Here is a 17,734-nt window from a genome sequence, read left to right on the forward strand (position 1 = left end):
CCCGGGAATCTCTCAGGCCCAATACCGCAGTGTCGAGACAACTCTGGAGAACAGCGCTATCGCGCTTACCGAAGGGGACAAGCGCAACGCGCTAAAGCTCTCAGGTTTCAGGACAGAGCGGGGAGGTGTCACTTCACGACGCATCGTGTAATCGCGATGCCCGAAACCGGAGTCACCTCATGCCTGAGTGCACCGCAATTGTCAACGACGACAGCTCTTTTCGCGACCGACACATCGGCCCCGACCGTGTGGGCGAGCGGCACATGCTGGATGTTCTCGGGTTCGCAACCACCGATGAGTTGATCGACAGCGCGGTGCCGCAGCAGATCCGCTGCCCCGAAGACTTGCGGCTGCCCGCCGCGCGGTCCGAACAGCAGGTGCTCGCGGCGCTGCGCGAGCTGGCCGACCGCAATCAACAGCGGATTCAGATGATCGGTCTGGGGTATTCCGACACCATCACTCCCGCTGTCCTGCGCCGCAACATGCTCGAGTCGCCTGCCTGGTACACCGCCTACACGCCGTACCAGCCGGAGATCTCGCAGGGCCGACTGGAGGCGCTGCTCACCTTCCAGACGTTGATCGAAGACCTCACCGCGTTGCCGGTGGCCGGTGCATCGCTGCTGGATGAGGCCACCGCGGTGGTGGAGGCGATGCTGTTGATGCGACGGGCCAACAAGACGGTGTCCTCCAACCGTGTGGTTCTGGACGCCGATTGCCTGCCGCAGACGCTCGCGGTGGTGCGCGGGCGGGCCGAGGCCGTCGGCATCGAGGTCGTGGTCGCCGATCTGACCGAGGCGCTGCCGGACGGTGACGCCTTCGGTGTGGTCTTCCAGTCCCCGGGTGCGAGCGGACTGGTCCGTGACCTCGCCCCGCTCATCGCCGCGGCGGGCGAACGCGGCATGCTCACCACGGTCGCCGCCGACCTGCTGTCGCTGACCCTGATCACGGCCCCCGGCGAGCAGGGCGCGGACATCGCGGTCGGCTCGGCTCAGCGATTCGGTGTGCCGCTGTTCTTCGGCGGACCCCACGCCGGGTACATGGCGGTGCGGTCCGGTTTGGAACGCATGCTGCCCGGCCGCCTGGTCGGCGTATCGGTCGATGTCGACGGCAAGCCCGCCTACCGGCTGGCACTGCAGACCCGTGAGCAGCACATCCGCCGCGACAAGGCGACCAGCAACATCTGCACTGCGCAGGCATTGCTGGCCAACGTCGCCGCCATGTATGCCGCCTACCACGGACCGGAAGGGTTGCGCGCCATCGCAACCCGCGTCCACCGGCACGCCGCCGCGCTGGCCGACGGTCTGCGGGCCGCCGGTCGCGAGATCGTCCACGACGGGTTCTTCGACACCGTGCTGGTGCGTGCCCCGGGCACCGCTCACGAGATCGTGGCGGCGGCCGACCGGGTCGGTATCAACCTGCGGCTGGTCGACGCCGACCACGTCGGCATCTCCTGCGACGAGTGCACCACCGACGAGGTCGTCGGGCGCGTGCTCGACGTGTTCGGTGCATCGCCGGCAGCCGCCGATCATCTGTTCGCGCTGCCCGCCGACCTGCTGCGCACCTCGGAGTACCTGCAGCACCCCGTGTTTCATTCGCACCGGTCGGAAACGGCGATGCTGCGTTTCCTGCGGGAGCTCTCGGACCGGGATCTGGCACTGGACCGCACCATGATTCCGCTCGGATCCTGCACCATGAAGCTCAACGCCGCTGCCGAGATGGAGCCGATCAGCTGGCCCGGGTTCGCCGGTATCCACCCGTACGCGCCGGCCGAGCAGACCGCGGGTTACGTCGAGCTGATCGGCAACCTGGAAACCTGGCTGGCCGAGATCACCGGCTACGACCGGGTTTCGTTGCAGCCCAACGCCGGATCTCAGGGTGAGCTCGCCGGCCTGCTGGCGATCAACGGCTACCACCGGTCGCGCGGCGAGGACCACCGCGACGTCTGCCTCATCCCGCAGTCCGCACACGGCACCAATGCGGCCTCGGCGGTCCTGGCCGGGATGCGGGTGGTCGTTGTGAAGACGGCCGCCAACGGCAACATCGACCACGATGACCTGGAGGCCAAGCTGGCCGGCCACGACGGACAGGTCGCGGCGATCATGCTCACCTACCCGTCCACCCACGGTGTGTACGAAACCGATGTCCGCACCGTGTGCGATCTCGTCCACCGCGCCGGCGGGCAGGTCTACGTCGACGGCGCCAACCTGAACGCACTGGTGGGGCTGGCCAAACCGGGCGAGTTCGGCGGCGACGTCTCACATCTCAACCTGCACAAGACGTTCTGCATCCCGCACGGTGGCGGTGGCCCGGGCGTCGGGCCCGTCGCGGTCCGCGCCCATCTGGCACCGTTCCTGCCCGGCGACCCGCTGCAGGACGGCCCGGCGCCGGTTTCGGCGGCCAACTACGGTTCGGCCGGCATTCTGCCGATCACCTGGGCCTACCTGGCGCTGATGGGTCCGGACGGATTGACCGCGGCCACCAAGGCCGCGGTGCTGGGCGCCAACTACCTCGCGAAGTCGTTGACCGGGCATTACCCGGTGCTCTACACCGGGGAGACCGGGTTGGTCGCGCACGAGTGCATCCTCGACCTCCGGGAGATCACCAAGCGCACCGGAGTGACCGCGGAGGACGTCGCAAAGCGGTTGATCGACTACGGTTTCCACGCTCCGACACTGTCCTTCCCGGTCAGCGGAACGCTCATGGTGGAGCCCACCGAATCCGAGGACCTGGCCGAACTGGACCGGTTCATCGCGGCGATGATCAGCATCCACGACGAGATCAGCCGCGTCGGCTCGGGGGAGTGGGCGCTCGAGGACAGCCCGCTGCGGCAGGCCCCGCACACCGCAGAACAGGTCACCGACGCCGAGTGGGGCCTGCCTTACAGCAGGCAGTACGCGGCGTATCCCGTTGCGTCCCTGCGGCTCAACAAGTACTGGCCACCGGTTCGCCGCATCGACGGCGTGCACGGCGACCGCAATCTCGCCTGCTCGTGCCCTGCACCCGAGGCGTTCCAGACCGACATCGCCGATAGCCTTCAGGAGGTTTTTGCATGACCGACAACAACACCCCGGCTTCCCCGCTGCTCGACGAACATCGGGGACTGGGCGCCGCATTCACCGACTTCGCCGGGTGGGCAATGCCGCTGAAGTACGGCAGTGAACTGGCCGAGCACAAGGCGGTCCGTGAGACTGCCGGGCTGTTCGACCTGTCCCACATGGGCGAAATCTCCGTCACCGGACCCCGGGCCGCCGAGGCGCTGGACTTCGCGCTGGTCGGCGAGGCGTCCAAGATCGTTATCGGCCGGGCCAAGTACTCGCTCATGTGCGACGCCGACGGCGGGGTCATCGACGATCTGGTGGTGTACCGGCTCGGCGACGACCGCTTCCTGGTGGTCGCCAACGCCGCGAACGCCCCGACCGTGGCACGCGAATTGGCCGGACGCGCGGCACAATTCGACGCCGACGTCGACGACCAGTCCACCAGTACCGCACTGATCGCAGTTCAGGGGCCCGCAGCGGAAGGCATCGTGAGCTCACTGGTGCCGGACGAGCAGCTGGAACTGGTCGCGCACCTCAAGTACTACGCGGTGACCGCGGCACAGGTCGACGGCATCGATGTGCTGTTGGCGCGTACCGGCTACACCGGCGAGGACGGCTTCGAGCTCTACGTGCCCAACGCGCAGGCCGTGGCGTTGTGGCGGTCCTTGCTGGCCGCGACCAGCGAGGTCGGCGGGCTGCCTGCGGGTCTGGCCTGCCGCGACACCTTGCGGCTCGAGGCCGGGATGGCGCTCTACGGACACGAGCTCACCCGCGAGCTCAACCCGTATGCGGCGGGCCTCGGCAAGGTGGTCCGCCTGGGTAAGGAGTTCATCGGACGTGAGGCGCTGCAAGGACTTTCCGAGCAGCCGGTCTCGCGCGTCCTGGTCGGGCTGAAGGGCGCAACCCGTCGCGCGGCCCGGGCCGGTTACACCGTCGAGAACGACGGGGCCGCGGTGGGAATGGTGACGTCAGGCGCGTTGTCGCCGACCCTTGGTTACCCGATTGCACTGGCCTACCTCGACACGGGTCTGGCCGAACCCGGAACTGTGCTGCAGGTCGACATCCGCGGCAACAAAGAGCAGTTCGAAGTCACCCCCGCCCCGTTCTACCGCCGCAGCTGAAAGGACCCCCGACATGACGAATCAGACAATCCCCGATGACCGTAGCTACACCGAGGAACACGAATGGGTGCTGATCGCCCCGGGCGCCGCACTGTCGGACACCCCGGTCAAGGTCGGCATCACCTCGGTCGCCGCCGCCGCGCTCGGTGACCTGGTATTCCTCGACCTGCCCGAGGTCGGGTCGACCATCACCGCGGGCGAAAGCTGCGGTGAGGTGGAATCCACCAAGACCGTGTCCGAGCTGTATCCGCCCGTGAGCGGCACCGTCACGGCAGTCAACACCGCAGCCGTCGACGATCCCGCCCTGGTCACCTCTGATCCGTACGGATCGGGCTGGCTGTTCGAGGTCCAGGCGACCGAGGCGGGAAACCTGTTGACCGCAGCCGAGTACACAGAGAAGAGCGAGGCCTAGCCATGAGCATCCTCGACGAACGCCTGGCCGACTTCGATCCCGAGATCTACTCGGCGATCGGCGACGAGCTGCACCGGCAGCGGTTGGGCCTGGAGATGATCGCCTCGGAGAACCATGCACCGCTCGCGGTCATGCAGGCCCAGGGCTCGGTGCTGACCAACAAGTACGCCGAAGGGTATCCGGGCCGGCGCTACTACGGCGGCTGCGAACACATCGACGTGGTCGAACGGCTCGCCATCGACCGGGTGAAGTCGTTGTTCGGGGCGGAATTCGCCAATGTGCAACCACATTCGGGTGCCCAGGCCAACGCCGCGGTCATGCACGCGCTGATCAAGCCGGGCGACACGATTCTCGGCCTGTCCCTGGACTGCGGTGGGCACCTGACCCACGGCATGCGGCTGAACTTCTCCGGCAAGCTGTACAACGTCGCCGCGTACGGGGTGTCCAAGGAGGACTTCCTCATCGACATGGATGCCGTTGCCGAGGCGGCGCGCGAGCACAAGCCGCAGCTGATCATCGCCGGATGGTCGGCCTACCCGCGGCAGCTGGATTTCGCCCGGTTCCGTGAGATCGCCGACGAGGTCGGTGCCTACCTGATGGTCGACATGGCTCACTTCGCGGGCCTCGTCGCCGCCGGTCTGCACCCGTCGCCGGTGCCGCACGCCCACGTCGTGACCTCCACGACGCACAAGACTCTGGGCGGGCCCCGGGGCGGCGTCATCCTCACCAACGAGGCCGACATCGCCAAGAAGATCAACTCCGCGGTGTTCCCCGGCCAACAGGGCGGACCGCTGGAGCACGTCATCGCGGCCAAGGCGGTCGGATTCAAGATGGCTGCCCAGCCGGAGTTCGCCGAACGCCAACAGCGGGTCCTGCGCGGTGCGCGGATCCTGGCGGAGCGGCTGAGCCGGCCCGACGTGAAGGAAGCGGGAATCACAGTCCTCACCGGCGGCACCGACGTGCACCTGGTGCTGGTGGATCTGCGTAACGCCGCGATCGACGGGCAGCAAGCCGAGGACCGGCTCGACGCCGTCGGCATCACCGTGAACCGCAACGCGGTGCCCTTCGATCCGCGGCCGCCGATGGTCACCTCCGGGCTGCGCATCGGCACCCCGGCGCTGGCCGCTCGCGGGTTCGGTGACGTGGACTTCGCGCGCGTCGCCGACGTCATCGCCGCCGCGCTGATCGCCGAGGCCGATGCCGACACCGAACAGCTTGCGGCGCAGGTTCGTACGCTGGCCGAGCAGTTCCCGCTGTACCCGGAGCTGTAGCCATGCCGGTCAGCGTGTTCGACCTGTTCTCGGTGGGGATCGGCCCGTCGAGCTCACACACCGTCGGCCCGATGCGGGCGGCCGGCATGTTCGTCGACGAACTTGCCGGGCGCGACATGGTCGATCGTGTCGCCGAGGTCAGGGTGGATCTGTTCGGCTCGCTGGCAGCGACCGGTGCCGGGCACGGCACGATGCCCGCCATCCTCTTGGGTCTCGAGGGCTATCGGCCCGAGACGATCGAGACCGACGAGATGGAACGGCGGCTGGCGACCATTCGCGCCGACGGGAAGATCCTGTTCGCCGGCCGGATCGTCATCGCGCTGACCGAATCCGATATGCATCTGGAGCCGGGCCGGCAGCTCGCCCAGCACCCGAATGCCATGACGCTGACGGCGTTTTCGGCCGGTGGTGACGTCGCGTACCGCGAGACGTACTTCTCGGTCGGTGGCGGTTTCGTCGTCACTGAAAGCGCACCAGCCCAGCGGGAAGGGGCGGGAGCAGATGCCACCGGTTCCTTCCGTTCGGCCGCGGAGTTGCTGGCCCTGACCGAACGGGACGGGCTGTCGGTGAGCCAGGCGATGATGCGGCAGGAATGCGTGAACCGAAGCGAAGCCGACGTGCGGGAACGCCTCCTGCACATCCGCGACGTGATGGTCGCGTGCCAGGCCAACGGGATGGCCCGCGACGGCTATCTGCCCGGCAACCTGCAGGTCCGGCGGCGCGCCAGGGACTGGTTCGTGCGGCTCAATGCCGAAGACCCGCAGCGTGACCCGGCTTTCGCCGAGGACTGGGTGAACCTCGTGGCGCTGGCCGTCAACGAGGAGAACGCGTCGGGCGGACGGATCGTGACGGCGCCCACCAACGGTGCGGCCGGGATCATCCCGGCGGTTCTGCACTACGCGTTGCGCTACACCCCGGCCGGAATCGCCGACCCGGACGACACCACCGTCCGCTTCCTGCTGACCGCCGGGGCCATCGGATCGCTGTACAAGGAGCGGGCCTCGATCTCGGGTGCCGAGGTCGGTTGTCAGGGTGAGGTGGGCTCGGCGGCGTCGATGGCTGCCGGAGGTCTGGCCGAAATCCTGGGTGGCACACCGCAACAGGTGGAGAACGCCGCCGAGATCGCCATGGAACACAGCCTCGGCCTCACGTGCGATCCGATCGGTGGCCTGGTGCAGATCCCGTGCATCGAACGAAATGCCATCTCGGCGGGTAAGGCGATCAATGCGGCCCGCATGGCGCTGCGCGGCGACGGCACCCACCGGGTGAGCCTGGACCAGGTCATCGAGACCATGCGTGCCACCGGAATGGACATGAGCTCCAAGTACAAGGAGACATCCATGGGTGGGCTGGCTGTCAACGTCGCTGTCAACATCGTCGAATGCTGAGGAAATGACCGTCACCCCGGAAGGCCGCCGGCTCCTGCGACTTGAGGTCCGCAACGCGCAGACCCCGGTCGAACGCAAACCGGCCTGGATGAAGACCCAGCTGCGGACGGGCCCGGAATACCGTGAGCTGGCCTCCCTGGTGCAGCGCAACGACCTGCACACGGTGTGTCAGGAAGCGGGCTGCCCCAACATCTTCGAATGCTGGGAAGCCCGGGAGGCGACCTTCCTGATCGGCGGTGACCAGTGCACACGGCGCTGCGACTTCTGCCAGATCGCCACCGGCCGCCCCGAGCCGCTGGACCGGGATGAACCGCGGCGCGTGGCCGAATCCGTGGCCGACATGCAGCTGCGCTACGCCACCGTCACCGGGGTGGCACGCGACGACCTGCCCGACGGCGGCGCCTGGTTGTACGCGGAGACCGTGCGGCAGATCCACGCGGCATGCCCGGGCACCGGCGTCGAACTGCTCATCCCGGATTTCACCGGTACTCCCGAACAACTCGACGAAGTCTTCGATGCGGCACCGGAAGTGCTCGCGCACAATCTGGAAACCGTGCCGCGTATCTTCCGCCGGATCCGGCCGGGCTTCGATTATGAACGCTCGCTCGCAGTGATCGAGCGGGCCCGCAGTCAAGACCTGATCACCAAGTCGAACCTGATCCTCGGCATGGGGGAGACCACCGAGGAGATCGTGGCTGCCCTGCGGGATCTGCACGCTGCCGGCTGCCAACTGGTCACCATCACCCAGTACCTGCGGCCCACACCGCGGCACCACCCCATCGAACGCTGGGTCACCCCAGATGAATTCACCGAACTCGACGGCATCGCCCGCGAGATCGGTTTCCTCGGAGTGATGTCCGGCCCGCTGGTGCGTTCGTCCTACCGAGCGGGGTGGCTCTACACCCAGGCCCGTACCGCTATCGAACTTTCAAGGAGCGTCTCGTGAGCACAGCAGATATCGTCATCCTCGGCGGCGGCCCTGGCGGGTACGCGGCCGCGATCCGCGCGACCCAGCTCGGCTTGTCGGTCATCTTGATCGACGAGGCCCAGGTTGGCGGAACCTGCCTGCACCGCGGGTGCATCCCGACCAAGGCCCTGCTGCATGCGGCCGAGGTCGCCGACAGCGCGCGCACCGCTGCACAATTCGGGGTCAACGCGACCTTCGACAGCATCGACCCGGAGAAGCTGCACGGCTTCAAGAACACCGTGGTGTCACGGCTGCACAAGGGACTGTCCGGGCTGATCGACGCCCTGGGTATCACCGTCGTCAACGGCCGCGGCCGGCTGACCGGGCCCACCACCGTCGAGGTGGACGGCACCACCATCACCGGCAAATCGATCGTGCTGGCCACCGGATCGGCGCCGAAGCTCCCTGGACTCATCGCGCCCTCCGAGCGGGTGCTCACCAGCGATCAGGCCCTGGAACTGGAGACCATCCCCGAATCGGCGATCATCCTCGGTGGCGGCGTGATCGGCGTCGAATTCGCCAGTCTCTGGGCTTCGTTCGGCACCAAGGTGACCATCGTCGAAGCGCTGCCACGGCTGGTGCCCAACGAGGACGCCGCCATTTCCACCTATCTGGAGCGGCTGTTCCGTCGCCGCCGCATCACCGCCAAGACCGGAGCCCGCGTCACCGCGGTCGCCACCGATCACGGCGACGTGCGAGTGACCCTGGAATCCGGCGACGAGTTGTCCGCCGATGTGCTGCTGGTTGCCGTCGGCCGGGCCCCGCGTACCGCCGATCTCGGGCTCGACGAGGCCGGAGTGACCCTCGACGGTGGGTTCGTGGTGACGGATGACGCGCTGCGTACCAGCGTGCCGAGCGTCTACGCGATCGGCGACATCGTCGGTGGACTCCAGTTGGCGCACCGGGCATTTCAGCAGGGCATCTTCGTCGCCGAGCAGATCGCCGGCCGCAACCCTCAGCCCGTCGCGGACCTCGGTATCCCACGGGTCACGTACTGCAACCCTGAGATCGCCTCGGTGGGGCTCACCGAGGAGGCGGCGCGGGAACGCTACGGCGACGGCGTGGAAACCGTCACCTACGACCTGGCCGGCAACGGGCGCAGCCAGATCCTCAAGGCGTCCGGCGCGATCAAGCTCGTCGTCGACCCGGCCGGCGCGGTGGCGGGTGTGCACATGATCGGCCACGGGGTCTCGGAACTGATCGGTGAGGCCCAGATGCTGTACAACCTGGGTGTGAAGGCCGACGAGGCCGCACGATTCGTGCATGCCCACCCCACCCAGAACGAGGCATTGGGAGAGGCGCTGATGGCTGTGTCCGGCGCGCCGCTTCACCTGCACGGCTGAGGATGAGACCCGCGAGCGTGCATGTCTGCTGCCCGACACACTGAGGTAGCACGCCGCGCACGCTCGCGCCGCATCACGGCTGCCTTTGCCGGTGAACGGCGTTGGATGACGCTGTGTTGAAGGAATATTGAGGCCGACAGCACGCTGCGCCGGGGTCTGCTCAGGCAGGCGATCAACAACGCCGAGGATTGCGGTCAGTATGTGGCAGCAATCCTCGGCGTTGTGGTGGTCAGCGCCCGCACACCAATCAAGCAACGCGAGCGACCGTAAAAGTACGCAATCTACGGCGTGTTGGCGTACAGGCACGGTCGCTCGCGGCGCGAGGGGACAAAGGAAATCAGCGGCGGTCCCCGAACTCCTCATCCAAGATCGCCACCAACCGGTCGACCATCCACTCGGTGAGCATCTTGCCCTTCTCGGCGGTGGCCGCCTCAGGAGACGACAAAACACCGCTGGCCGTGGACATCCGGGTGTCGATCGGCAGCACATCGTGGTTGACGACCCGCTCGGGTGCATCTGCCTTGATGTGCTCGGTCCGCACCAGGTGCGGTGCGTGGTGCAGCAGCAGCGAGGTCTCGATGACCGCGGCATGCTCGAGCGCCAGACCGGGGAAGCCCTCGGGCCAGATGGCCTGCTGGCGGTCCACGGTGAAATCGGGGTTGGCGTCCTCCATCACCAGGATCTTCAGTTCCGGGTGCTTCTCGGAGATCAGGAACGCCGGCTCGTAGATGAAGCCACTGTTCTCGTAGTGCCAGTTGTACAGCACGATGTTGCGGAACCCGGCCCGCTTCAGCTCACTGAGGATGTCCTCGAGCAGCGCGATGTAAGTGGTGGCCCGCAGCGACAGGGTGCCTGGGATATGTTGTCCACCACCGCTACCCGGTCGGCTGCGATAGCCGAACGGAACGAACTGGCCGACGACCAGGTCGGTCCGACGGCTGGCCTCCTCCAGCAGCTTCTCGGGGATGAGCCAGTCGGTGCAGACCGGCAGGTGGTGGCCGTGCTGTTCGGTCGAACCGATCGGGATGGCGACCGGGATGTCGGCGCGGGCCGCCTCGGCGATCTCCGACCACGTCATGTCCCGGTACATCCGGGGCTTCTGCTCAGCCATAGTCAAACTCCTTGTAGGTCAGTTGTTGTGGGAGACGCCGATGTTGCCGGCGGGAATGCAGCTCGAGCGTCCGCCGTCGACGACGAGGTGGGTGCCGACGGCGTAGCTGGCGCGGTCGGACAGCAGGAACACCACGGCCTCGGCGATCTCCTGCGGTTCACCGAACCGTCCGACTGCGACGCTGGACTCGATCTCGGCGATCTCGGCCTCGGCGTCGGCGCTGTCCTCGAACTCGACCATGAGCAGCGGAGTGCGGGTGGTGCCGGGACACACGGAGTTGACCCGGATGCCCCAGGACGCCAGTTCCGCTGCGGCACTGCGGGTCATCGCCACGATGGCGCCCTTGGTCGCGGTGTAGGCGACGAAACCGGGCTGGCCCATGAGCGCGAGTTCGGAGCCGGTGTTGACGATCGCGCCGGCGCCCCGGGGCTGCATGACGCGGGCCGCCTCGCGCAGCACGTAAAACGACCCGGCCACGTTGATCGACATCAGATCGTCGAGGGCCTCGTCGGTGGTCTCGACAAGCGGCGCGACGCGGGATATTCCGGCGTTGTTGAGCACGGCGTCGATGGGACCCAACTCGGCCTCGACCCGGTCGAACGCCGCGCGCACCGCGGCCGAATCCCGCACGTCGACGCTGACCGGCAGGGCGCGCCTGCCGTGTCCTTCGACGAGCCGGACGGCCTCGGACAAATCGTCCTGCGGCCGGGCCAGCACCGCCACGTCGGCACCTTCGCGGGCCAGGGTGGCGGCGGTGGCCAGCCCGATGCCTGAGGAGGCTCCGCTCACCAGGGCAATGCGGCCTGTCATCTCACCCATGTGCGTGTCCTTTTCGTCTCGGTCCGTCACAGCTTCTCGGTCGCCCGGATCCACTCGATCTGCTTCTCCAGGCCCTTCTCCAGCGTCCAGGCCGGCACGTAGCCGAGGTCGCGCTCCGACCGGCCCAGATCGAACTGGACCTGGCGGTCCCAGTCGGGCAGGTAGCCCGGGCCGATCTCGAACCGGGCATCGGGCAGGAACTTCTTCAGCAGGTCGGCGGTTTCGAAGACGGTCATGCGGTCGCCGCCCGAGACGAAGTAGGCCTGCTGGGTCAGGTTGGCGGTGGTGGACGCCAGCCGGGCAGCGGTGGCGACATCGTCGACGTAGACGAACTGGAACCCGTGATCACCACCGGATTCGAGGGCGAAGGTCTCGCCGCGCAGTCCGGCCCGGATCATGTCGCCGAGCAGGCTGGGCATCCACAGGCCCGGCCCGTACACCTCGGTGATGCGCAGCGACACGATTTCCATGTCGTAGAGCGAGTTGTACGTGCTGCCCAGCAACTCGCCCGCCACTTTGGTCACGCCGTAGACGGTGGTGGGGGCCGGCTTGATGTCTTCGGTGACCGGGCCGGCCTCGGTGATGTTGCCCAGGGCGCACTCCGAGGAGAAAAACACGATGCGACGGACGCCGGTCATCCGGGCCGCTTCGTACACCGCAAGCGTGCCATCGGCATTCGCCGCGAAGGTGGTGACCGGCAGCTCGATCGAGATCGCCGGGTGGCTCTGCCCGGCGGTGTGGATGATGCGGTCCACCTCGTAGGTGCGGAGGGTTTCGGTCAGGCGCGGGATGTCGAACAGTTCGCCAAGCACCGGGACTACCCCGTCGCGGGGGTCGACGGAGTAGTCGCGGTTGTACATGATGACGCGTTCGCCGCCGGCGAGCAGTTGGTCCACCAGGTGACGGCCGACGAAGCCGCGGCCGCCGGTGACGAGTGTGGTCATGTCAATCTTCCTCTATTGGTGGTAATTAGATTGTGCTGCAACATATTTGGTCGGAGCGGTTGGTGCCGGTTTGGCCGGCGCGCACGTTCCTTGGTCCCGTGTGGACCAGAATGCCCCGCTGCCTGCCCCGCGACAACAGACGTATTGTCATACGTTTAGCGGCTGTCATAGGTCATACTGTCGTATGTCCTTGACCGTGAGAGACGTGCTGGCGCACCCGTCGTTGCAGTCGGCCGGCCCCGCCGTGCTCAGCGGTGGCGACAACCTCGATCACCCCGTGCGCTGGGTTCATTCCACCGACCTCTACGACATCGCGGGCCTGCTGCGCGGCGATGAAGTGCTGTTGACCAACGGCGTCGGCCTCATCGATGTGGGCGAGGCCGGTCGCCGGCTGTACGTCCGGCGATTGGCCGAGCGAGGCGTGGCCGGGCTGTTCTTCGAGGTCGGAAGGACATTCGCGCAAGTACCGCCGGAGATGGTCGAGGAGGCGCTGCCGCTGGGGTTCACGGTGGTCGAGCTGGCGCCGACCCTTCGGTTCACCGAGGTGGCCGAGGCGGTCAACAGTGAGCTGATCAATCGTTCGGTCTCGCGGTTGCGCTACGCCGACGAGACGTCGCGGGCGCTGTCGGAAGCGCTGGCCCGGGGCGCGACCCTGAATGAACTGATCGATCAGGTCGCCTCGATGCTCGGGACGTCGGCCCGGCTGAGCGACTATGCGGGACGCGTCATGGTCGAGTCCAGTGCCGGCGACGGCGCCGGTGCCGAGCGCTCCGAGGTGCCGGTCATGGTCGACGGAACGGCTTGGGGCCGGCTGTCGGTGGATCCGCAGGGCGTACCCGAACTGCTCTGCGCCGCCGTGCTCGACCGTGCGCCCACGGTGCTGGGGCTGTGCCTGATGCGGGAGCAGACGGGCATCGCGGGCACGCTCCGGGCGCAGCAGCTGGTGCTCGATCAGCTGGTGGCGAATCAACCCGTCGAACACAGCGCGCTGGAATCGCGGCTGCGCGCGGCGGGCATCGCGACGACGGGCCAACGCTACGTATGCGTCGCGATCGACCCGGAGCGCGTCGAATCGGTTGCCTCGGTGGCGGATGCCCTGATGGGTCAGGTCGGCCACGGCATCTTCGGCCTCGTCGACGGTCTGTTGTGCGGCGTGTTGGCCATGCCCGCCGGGGTGCCGTCGACCGAAGTCCTCGATGCCGTGCGCGAGGCCGCGCGCGTTGCCCGACTTCCACGAAACCGTCTGTGCGCCACAGCTAGTCGTGTGGTGGGCGAGATCGACCTGCTGCCCAGGGCCATGGTGGAGGCGCGTGAGACGCTGCGGCTCGGTCAGGGGCTGAGGGAGGCCGGCCCGGTGATCGGCGTGCAGGCACTCGTGCTGGAGCGGCTGTTGGCCCACCACGGTGACGCCGATGCCATGCGCCAATTCGTCGACGACCAGATCGGCGCGCTGGAACGCAGCGACGGAGCCAAGGGGAGCGAGCTGGTCCGCACCCTGGAAGTGCTGATCGCGTGCGCGGGTAGCAAGGCGGAGGCCGCCAAACGCCTGCACATCCGCAGGCAGTCCCTCTACTACCGGCTCGACCAGGTGGCCCGGCTGCTCGAGGTCGACCTCGACGAACCCGGGCAGTTGACCACCCTGGCGGTCGCCATTGCGGCCCGCCGGTTACAGCACATGTCCCGTTGAGGCGGCTGATCAGCCCAAACTGACAGGGCGTTGACAGTGTTTGTGCGCCTGCACAAGGCGGGTCCTGCACTTTGTGCGGATCAATTCTCGCCCTCCAAGGTGTGACGCACGCATCATTATTCGCACAGCAGCCCATCTGACCTGGAGTGCGACGAGTGAACACCCGAGAAATCCATGACGAACCCGACGTCCTGATCGTGGGGGCCGGAGCCTCCGGCGGGGTGGCGGCCCTCGAACTGGCCCGCCACGGACTCAAGGTCGTCTGCCTTGAGCAGGGCGACTGGAACCTGCCCGACGACTTCACCGCCGGCAAGCCGGAGTGGGAGCTCACCCGCCTCAAGCAGTGGAATGCCAGCCCCAACGTGCGGCAGAATTCCGCCGACTATCCGATCGACAGCACTGAGAGCCCCGTCGAACCGTTGATGTTCAACGGTGTGGGCGGCAGCACCATCATGTTCTCCGGACACTGGGTGCGCCCCATGCCGTCAGACTTCCGGGTCAAGACCCTCGACGGCGTCGCCGAGGACTGGCCGTTCACCTACGAGGATCTGCGGCCGTTCTTGGACGAGGTCACCCACCACATCGGGGCGTCCGGACTGGAAGGCGACCCAGCCTATCCGGACCCGCACACCTTCCCGCTGCCCCCGCTGCCGATCGGCAAGTACGGCCTCGTCGCGGCCAAGGGAATGAACAAGCTGGGCTGGCACTGGTGGCCCGCGCCGAACGCCATCGCCTCGCGCAAGTACAAGAACCAGGAAGCCTGCATGCGCTACGGCGCCTGCGAATCCGGCTGCCCCGTCGGCGCCAAGGCCAGTACCGACATCACCCACTGGCGCGACGCGATCAAGCTCGGGGTGCAGCTGGTCACCGGAGCCCGGGTCAGCCGAATCACCACGAACGACCGCGGACTGGCGACCGGTGCCGAGTACATCGACCGCGACGGCATGCTGCAGCATCAGGCCGCGCGGGTGACCGTGGTGGCGGCCAACGGAATCGGCACGCCCCGGCTGCTGCTGAACTCGGCCGAGGGCGGCCTGGCCAATTCGTCGGGCCTGGTCGGCAAGCGGCTGATGACGCACCCCTACGCCTCGGTCTACGGCGCATACGACGAAGACATGGAGACCTGGCTCGGCCCGGCCGGCCAGGCCATTCAGTCCCTGCAGTTCTACGAGACCGACACCGACCGCGGATTCGTGCGCGGTGCGAAGTGGAACCTGATGCCGACCGGTGGCCCGCTGGCCCAGACGTTGTGGGAGCCCGGCGACAACTGGCGCGACGGCTTCGGCGCCAACTTCCATCCGCGGCTGGCGAGCACCTTCGGTCGCTACACCGAATGGGGCATCACCACCGAGGACCTGCCCGACGAATCCAACACCGTGACACTGGATCCCGATGTCACCGACTCCGACGGCATCCCCGCGGCCAAGATCCACTACGAGATCGGCGAGAACTGCCAGCGCATGCTCGAGTTCAACGTCGCGCGGGCGGTCGAGGCCCACGAGGCCGCCGGAGCCGTTGACGTGCACCCGGTTCCGGTGGTTCGGCACAGTGCCTGGCACTTGCTGGGCACCACGAAGATGGGCACCGACCCGGCCACCTCCGTCGTCGACGAATGGTGCCGCACACATGACGTCCCGAACCTGTTCATCGTGGACGGCAGCACCATGGTCACGTCGACCGGTATGAATCCCACCGCCACCATCATGGCGGTCGCCCTGCGGTCCATGCGGCATCTGGCCGAGACCCGCTCCAGCATCCCGACTGCATTCTGAGGACCGTCATGCTCAATTCCGAACAGCGCCAGGTGTTTGCCACTCTGGCCGAGACCCTCATCCCCGCAAGTGACACCATGCCGTCGGCCACCACCGCGGAGGTGTCCGGCGCGCTGCTCGACCAGGTCCTGGGTTACCGGCCCGACCTCGTCGGCGCGCTCACCGCGGCGCTGGACTCCAGCGCAGGCAAGGATCCCGAAGCTGCGCTGGACAGCCTGTCCGCCGAGCAGCCGGACCAGTTCGAAGCGCTGACCGTCCTGGCGGCGGGGGCCTACTTCCTCAGCCCGGCCGTGAAAGCTGCCATGCCCTACGACGCCGCACCACGGCCGGCGCGCGATGACATGGACACCTATGTGGACATGCTCGAGAGCGTCGTCGACCGCGGCTTCACGATCCGCTGATCCGGCCCGATACCCACCAGACAAGGACGTATCTCATGTCGCATGACAGTGCCCCGAGGGTCGAGTATCTGACCATCCAGCCGGTGCCGGAATCGCAGCGCACCGGAAAGGTGAGGCACCTTTTCTCGTTCTGGTTTACCGTCCAGATCATCCCGCTGGCCGTGGTCACGGGTCTTCTGGGACCGACGATCTTCAAGCTGGACGTCACATCCACGATCATCGCGATCCTTCTCGGTAGCGTCGTGGGCGCGGTGTTCATGGCGCTGCACTCGGTGCAGGGGTCGGGCCTCGGTGTACCGCAGATGATTCAGGCGCGCGCCCAGTTCGGGATGTACGGGTCGCTGCTGGTGATCGTCGTCGTCATCCTTGCCTATGTCGGCTGGATCGTCTCCCTGATGATATTGGCACAGCAGACCCTGCTGGCGGTCTTCCCATCGCTGAATGCCGTTGTGGCGCTTGCCGTCAGCACGGGTCTCACCCTGGTCACCGTGGTGGTCGGCTACCAGCTCATTCTGCGGATGAACCGGGTGATGGTCTGGCTCTCGGGTCTCGCCCTGCTGTTCACCCTCGGCTACACCGCAGTCGCTGCGGTGCATGGTGGCGTCGGCGACATCGGTGGTGGCGGCGGTGGCGCCTTCAACTGGACCGGCTTCCTGGGCATGGCATCGGTTGCCGGGATCTGGCAGCTTTCCTACGCGCCCTATGTCTCGGACTACTCACGCTATCTGCCGTCGTCCACCACCCCCCGTTCCGCTTTCTGGTACACGTACTTCGGCACGCTCCTCGGCGCTGCCGGAGCGATGATCGTCGGTGCGCTCCTCGTTGCGGGCCTGGGATCCGATGCCCAACTGGCCAGTCTGTCGCACATCATGCCCGGCCCACTGTTCGTGTTCGTGATGCTCGTGTTCTTCTTCGGCGCGATCGACGCCGGCGTCATCAACATGTACGGATCGTCGCTGTGCACTCTGACCTGTATCCAGGCCTTCAAACTGAAGTGGTCGCCGAAGTCCTCGGCCAGGAACATCACCGCGACAGCGATCGCGGTAGTGGTCTTCGTCGCCGCCATCGGATTTTCTGACGACTTCCTCGTGCAGTACTCCAACTTCATCAGCATCCTGATCTATCTGCTGATTCCGTGGAGCATCGTCAACCTGATCGACTACTACGTGGTGAAGAAGGGGCATTACGACCCGGCCTCGTTCAGCGATCCGAAGAGTGGCTACGGTGCCTTCAATGTCCCGGCGGTGCTCAGCTACTTCCTCGGCTTCGTCGTCCAAATCCCGTTCATGTCAACGGCGTTCTATCAGGGCGTGGTTGCCAGCAAGATCGGTGGCATCGATACGGCGTGGATCGTGGGGACGGTTGCGACGTTCTTCATCTACCTCGGCCTGATCAAGCTGTGGCAGGCACGCCAAGTCGAAGAGTTGCAGCCTGCGCTCGCGACCGAGAGCGCACGCTGA

General features: G+C 66.9%; 14 protein-coding genes and 1 riboswitch. Of the genes, 11 read left to right on the forward strand and 3 right to left on the reverse strand.

The genetic code is table 11. From position 1 onward, the window contains the following. Positions 1-33 precede the first annotated feature (33 nt). A riboswitch (glycine riboswitch) is annotated at positions 34-126 on the forward strand. Between the two features lie 53 nt (positions 127-179). The 7 genes from gcvP to lpdA are packed head-to-tail and all read left to right on the forward strand — an operon-like array spanning position 180 to position 9,540. Then, positions 180-3,053 (forward strand): aminomethyl-transferring glycine dehydrogenase, encoded by a 2,874-nt coding sequence (gene gcvP, locus EYZ64_RS03940; RefSeq protein WP_135451984.1) that lies wholly within the window; start codon positions 180-182, stop codon positions 3,051-3,053. Beyond that, positions 3,050-4,159, forward strand: a complete 1,110-nt coding sequence (gene gcvT, locus EYZ64_RS03945) for a glycine cleavage system aminomethyltransferase GcvT (protein WP_135451986.1) — start codon at positions 3,050-3,052, stop codon at positions 4,157-4,159. Before gcvP ends, gcvT begins: the two co-directional genes overlap by 4 nt. Before the next feature lie 13 nt (positions 4,160-4,172). Further along, the gene (gene gcvH, locus EYZ64_RS03950; RefSeq protein ID WP_135451989.1) at positions 4,173-4,571 is read left to right on the forward strand and encodes a glycine cleavage system protein GcvH; all 399 of its coding nucleotides are present in this window, start codon (positions 4,173-4,175) and stop codon (positions 4,569-4,571) included. 2 nt (positions 4,572-4,573) lie between these two features. Then, positions 4,574-5,842 (forward strand): serine hydroxymethyltransferase, encoded by a 1,269-nt coding sequence (glyA, locus tag EYZ64_RS03955; RefSeq protein ID WP_135451990.1) that lies wholly within the window; start codon positions 4,574-4,576, stop codon positions 5,840-5,842. Positions 5,843-5,844: 2 nt separating this feature from the next. Then, a complete protein-coding gene (locus EYZ64_RS03960; RefSeq protein ID WP_135451992.1) occupies positions 5,845-7,230 on the forward strand; it encodes an L-serine ammonia-lyase in 1,386 nt (461 codons plus the stop codon). A 4-nt stretch (positions 7,231-7,234) separates the two neighbouring features. Beyond that, positions 7,235-8,176: a lipoyl synthase gene (gene lipA / locus EYZ64_RS03965; RefSeq protein WP_135451994.1), complete on the forward strand. Its 942-nt coding sequence runs from the start codon at positions 7,235-7,237 to the stop codon at positions 8,174-8,176. After that, entirely contained in the window at positions 8,173-9,540 is a 1,368-nt protein-coding gene (gene lpdA / locus EYZ64_RS03970) for a dihydrolipoyl dehydrogenase (protein ID WP_135451996.1), read from the forward strand. Before lipA ends, lpdA begins: the two co-directional genes overlap by 4 nt. A gap of 337 nt (positions 9,541-9,877) precedes the next feature. Here lpdA and EYZ64_RS03975 read toward each other — a convergent pair whose 3' ends face one another. Genes EYZ64_RS03975 through EYZ64_RS03985 form a run of 3 tightly spaced genes read right to left on the reverse strand, consistent with a single transcriptional unit; the run spans position 9,878 to position 12,414 of the window. Continuing rightward, complete coding sequence (locus EYZ64_RS03975) at positions 9,878-10,651, reverse strand: creatininase (RefSeq protein WP_135451998.1); 774 nt, start codon at positions 10,649-10,651, stop codon at positions 9,878-9,880. Positions 10,652-10,669: 18 nt separating this feature from the next. Beyond that, entirely contained in the window at positions 10,670-11,470 is an 801-nt protein-coding gene (locus tag EYZ64_RS03980; protein ID WP_286174606.1) for an SDR family NAD(P)-dependent oxidoreductase, read from the reverse strand. 26 nt (positions 11,471-11,496) lie between these two features. Next, positions 11,497-12,414 (reverse strand): NAD-dependent epimerase/dehydratase family protein, encoded by a 918-nt coding sequence (locus EYZ64_RS03985; RefSeq protein WP_135452000.1) that lies wholly within the window; start codon positions 12,412-12,414, stop codon positions 11,497-11,499. 184 nt (positions 12,415-12,598) lie between these two features. Between EYZ64_RS03985 and EYZ64_RS03990 the strand changes: the two genes are divergently transcribed. The 4 genes from EYZ64_RS03990 (at position 12,599) to EYZ64_RS04005 (ending at position 17,734) form a co-directional block, all read left to right on the forward strand. Further along, on the forward strand, positions 12,599-14,101 hold the full coding sequence (locus EYZ64_RS03990; RefSeq protein ID WP_135452002.1) for a PucR family transcriptional regulator: 1,503 nt from the start codon (positions 12,599-12,601) through the stop codon (positions 14,099-14,101). Between the two features lie 146 nt (positions 14,102-14,247). Then, entirely contained in the window at positions 14,248-15,873 is a 1,626-nt protein-coding gene (locus tag EYZ64_RS03995) for a GMC family oxidoreductase (protein ID WP_135452004.1), read from the forward strand. A gap of 8 nt (positions 15,874-15,881) precedes the next feature. After that, a complete protein-coding gene (locus EYZ64_RS04000; protein ID WP_135452007.1) occupies positions 15,882-16,274 on the forward strand; it encodes a hypothetical protein in 393 nt (130 codons plus the stop codon). 35 nt (positions 16,275-16,309) lie between these two features. Then, entirely contained in the window at positions 16,310-17,734 is a 1,425-nt protein-coding gene (locus EYZ64_RS04005) for a purine-cytosine permease family protein (RefSeq protein ID WP_135452009.1), read from the forward strand.

This window comes from Mycobacterium sp. DL99 (genome assembly GCF_004762045.1).
Taxonomy (GTDB): domain Bacteria; phylum Actinomycetota; class Actinomycetes; order Mycobacteriales; family Mycobacteriaceae; genus Mycobacterium.

What these genes read in the sequence shown, in the direction of transcription:
- gcvT (WP_135451986.1), top strand. Translation starts at nt 3,050, where the DNA reads ATGACCGACAACAACACCCCGGCTTCCCCGCTGCTCGACGAACATCGG.
- gcvH (WP_135451989.1), top strand. Translation starts at nt 4,173, where the DNA reads ATGACGAATCAGACAATCCCCGATGACCGTAGCTACACCGAGGAACAC.
- EYZ64_RS04000 (WP_135452007.1), top strand. Translation starts at nt 15,882, where the DNA reads ATGCTCAATTCCGAACAGCGCCAGGTGTTTGCCACTCTGGCCGAGACC.
- EYZ64_RS03985 (WP_135452000.1), bottom strand. Translation starts at nt 12,414, where the DNA reads ATGACCACACTCGTCACCGGCGGCCGCGGCTTCGTCGGCCGTCACCTG.
- EYZ64_RS03975 (WP_135451998.1), bottom strand. Translation starts at nt 10,651, where the DNA reads ATGGCTGAGCAGAAGCCCCGGATGTACCGGGACATGACGTGGTCGGAG.
- EYZ64_RS03960 (WP_135451992.1), top strand. Translation starts at nt 5,845, where the DNA reads ATGCCGGTCAGCGTGTTCGACCTGTTCTCGGTGGGGATCGGCCCGTCG.
- glyA (WP_135451990.1), top strand. Translation starts at nt 4,574, where the DNA reads ATGAGCATCCTCGACGAACGCCTGGCCGACTTCGATCCCGAGATCTAC.
- lipA (WP_135451994.1), top strand. Translation starts at nt 7,235, where the DNA reads ATGACCGTCACCCCGGAAGGCCGCCGGCTCCTGCGACTTGAGGTCCGC.
- EYZ64_RS04005 (WP_135452009.1), top strand. Translation starts at nt 16,310, where the DNA reads ATGTCGCATGACAGTGCCCCGAGGGTCGAGTATCTGACCATCCAGCCG.
- EYZ64_RS03990 (WP_135452002.1), top strand. Translation starts at nt 12,599, where the DNA reads ATGTCCTTGACCGTGAGAGACGTGCTGGCGCACCCGTCGTTGCAGTCG.
- gcvP (WP_135451984.1), top strand. Translation starts at nt 180, where the DNA reads ATGCCTGAGTGCACCGCAATTGTCAACGACGACAGCTCTTTTCGCGAC.
- EYZ64_RS03980 (WP_286174606.1), bottom strand. Translation starts at nt 11,470, where the DNA reads ATGGGTGAGATGACAGGCCGCATTGCCCTGGTGAGCGGAGCCTCCTCA.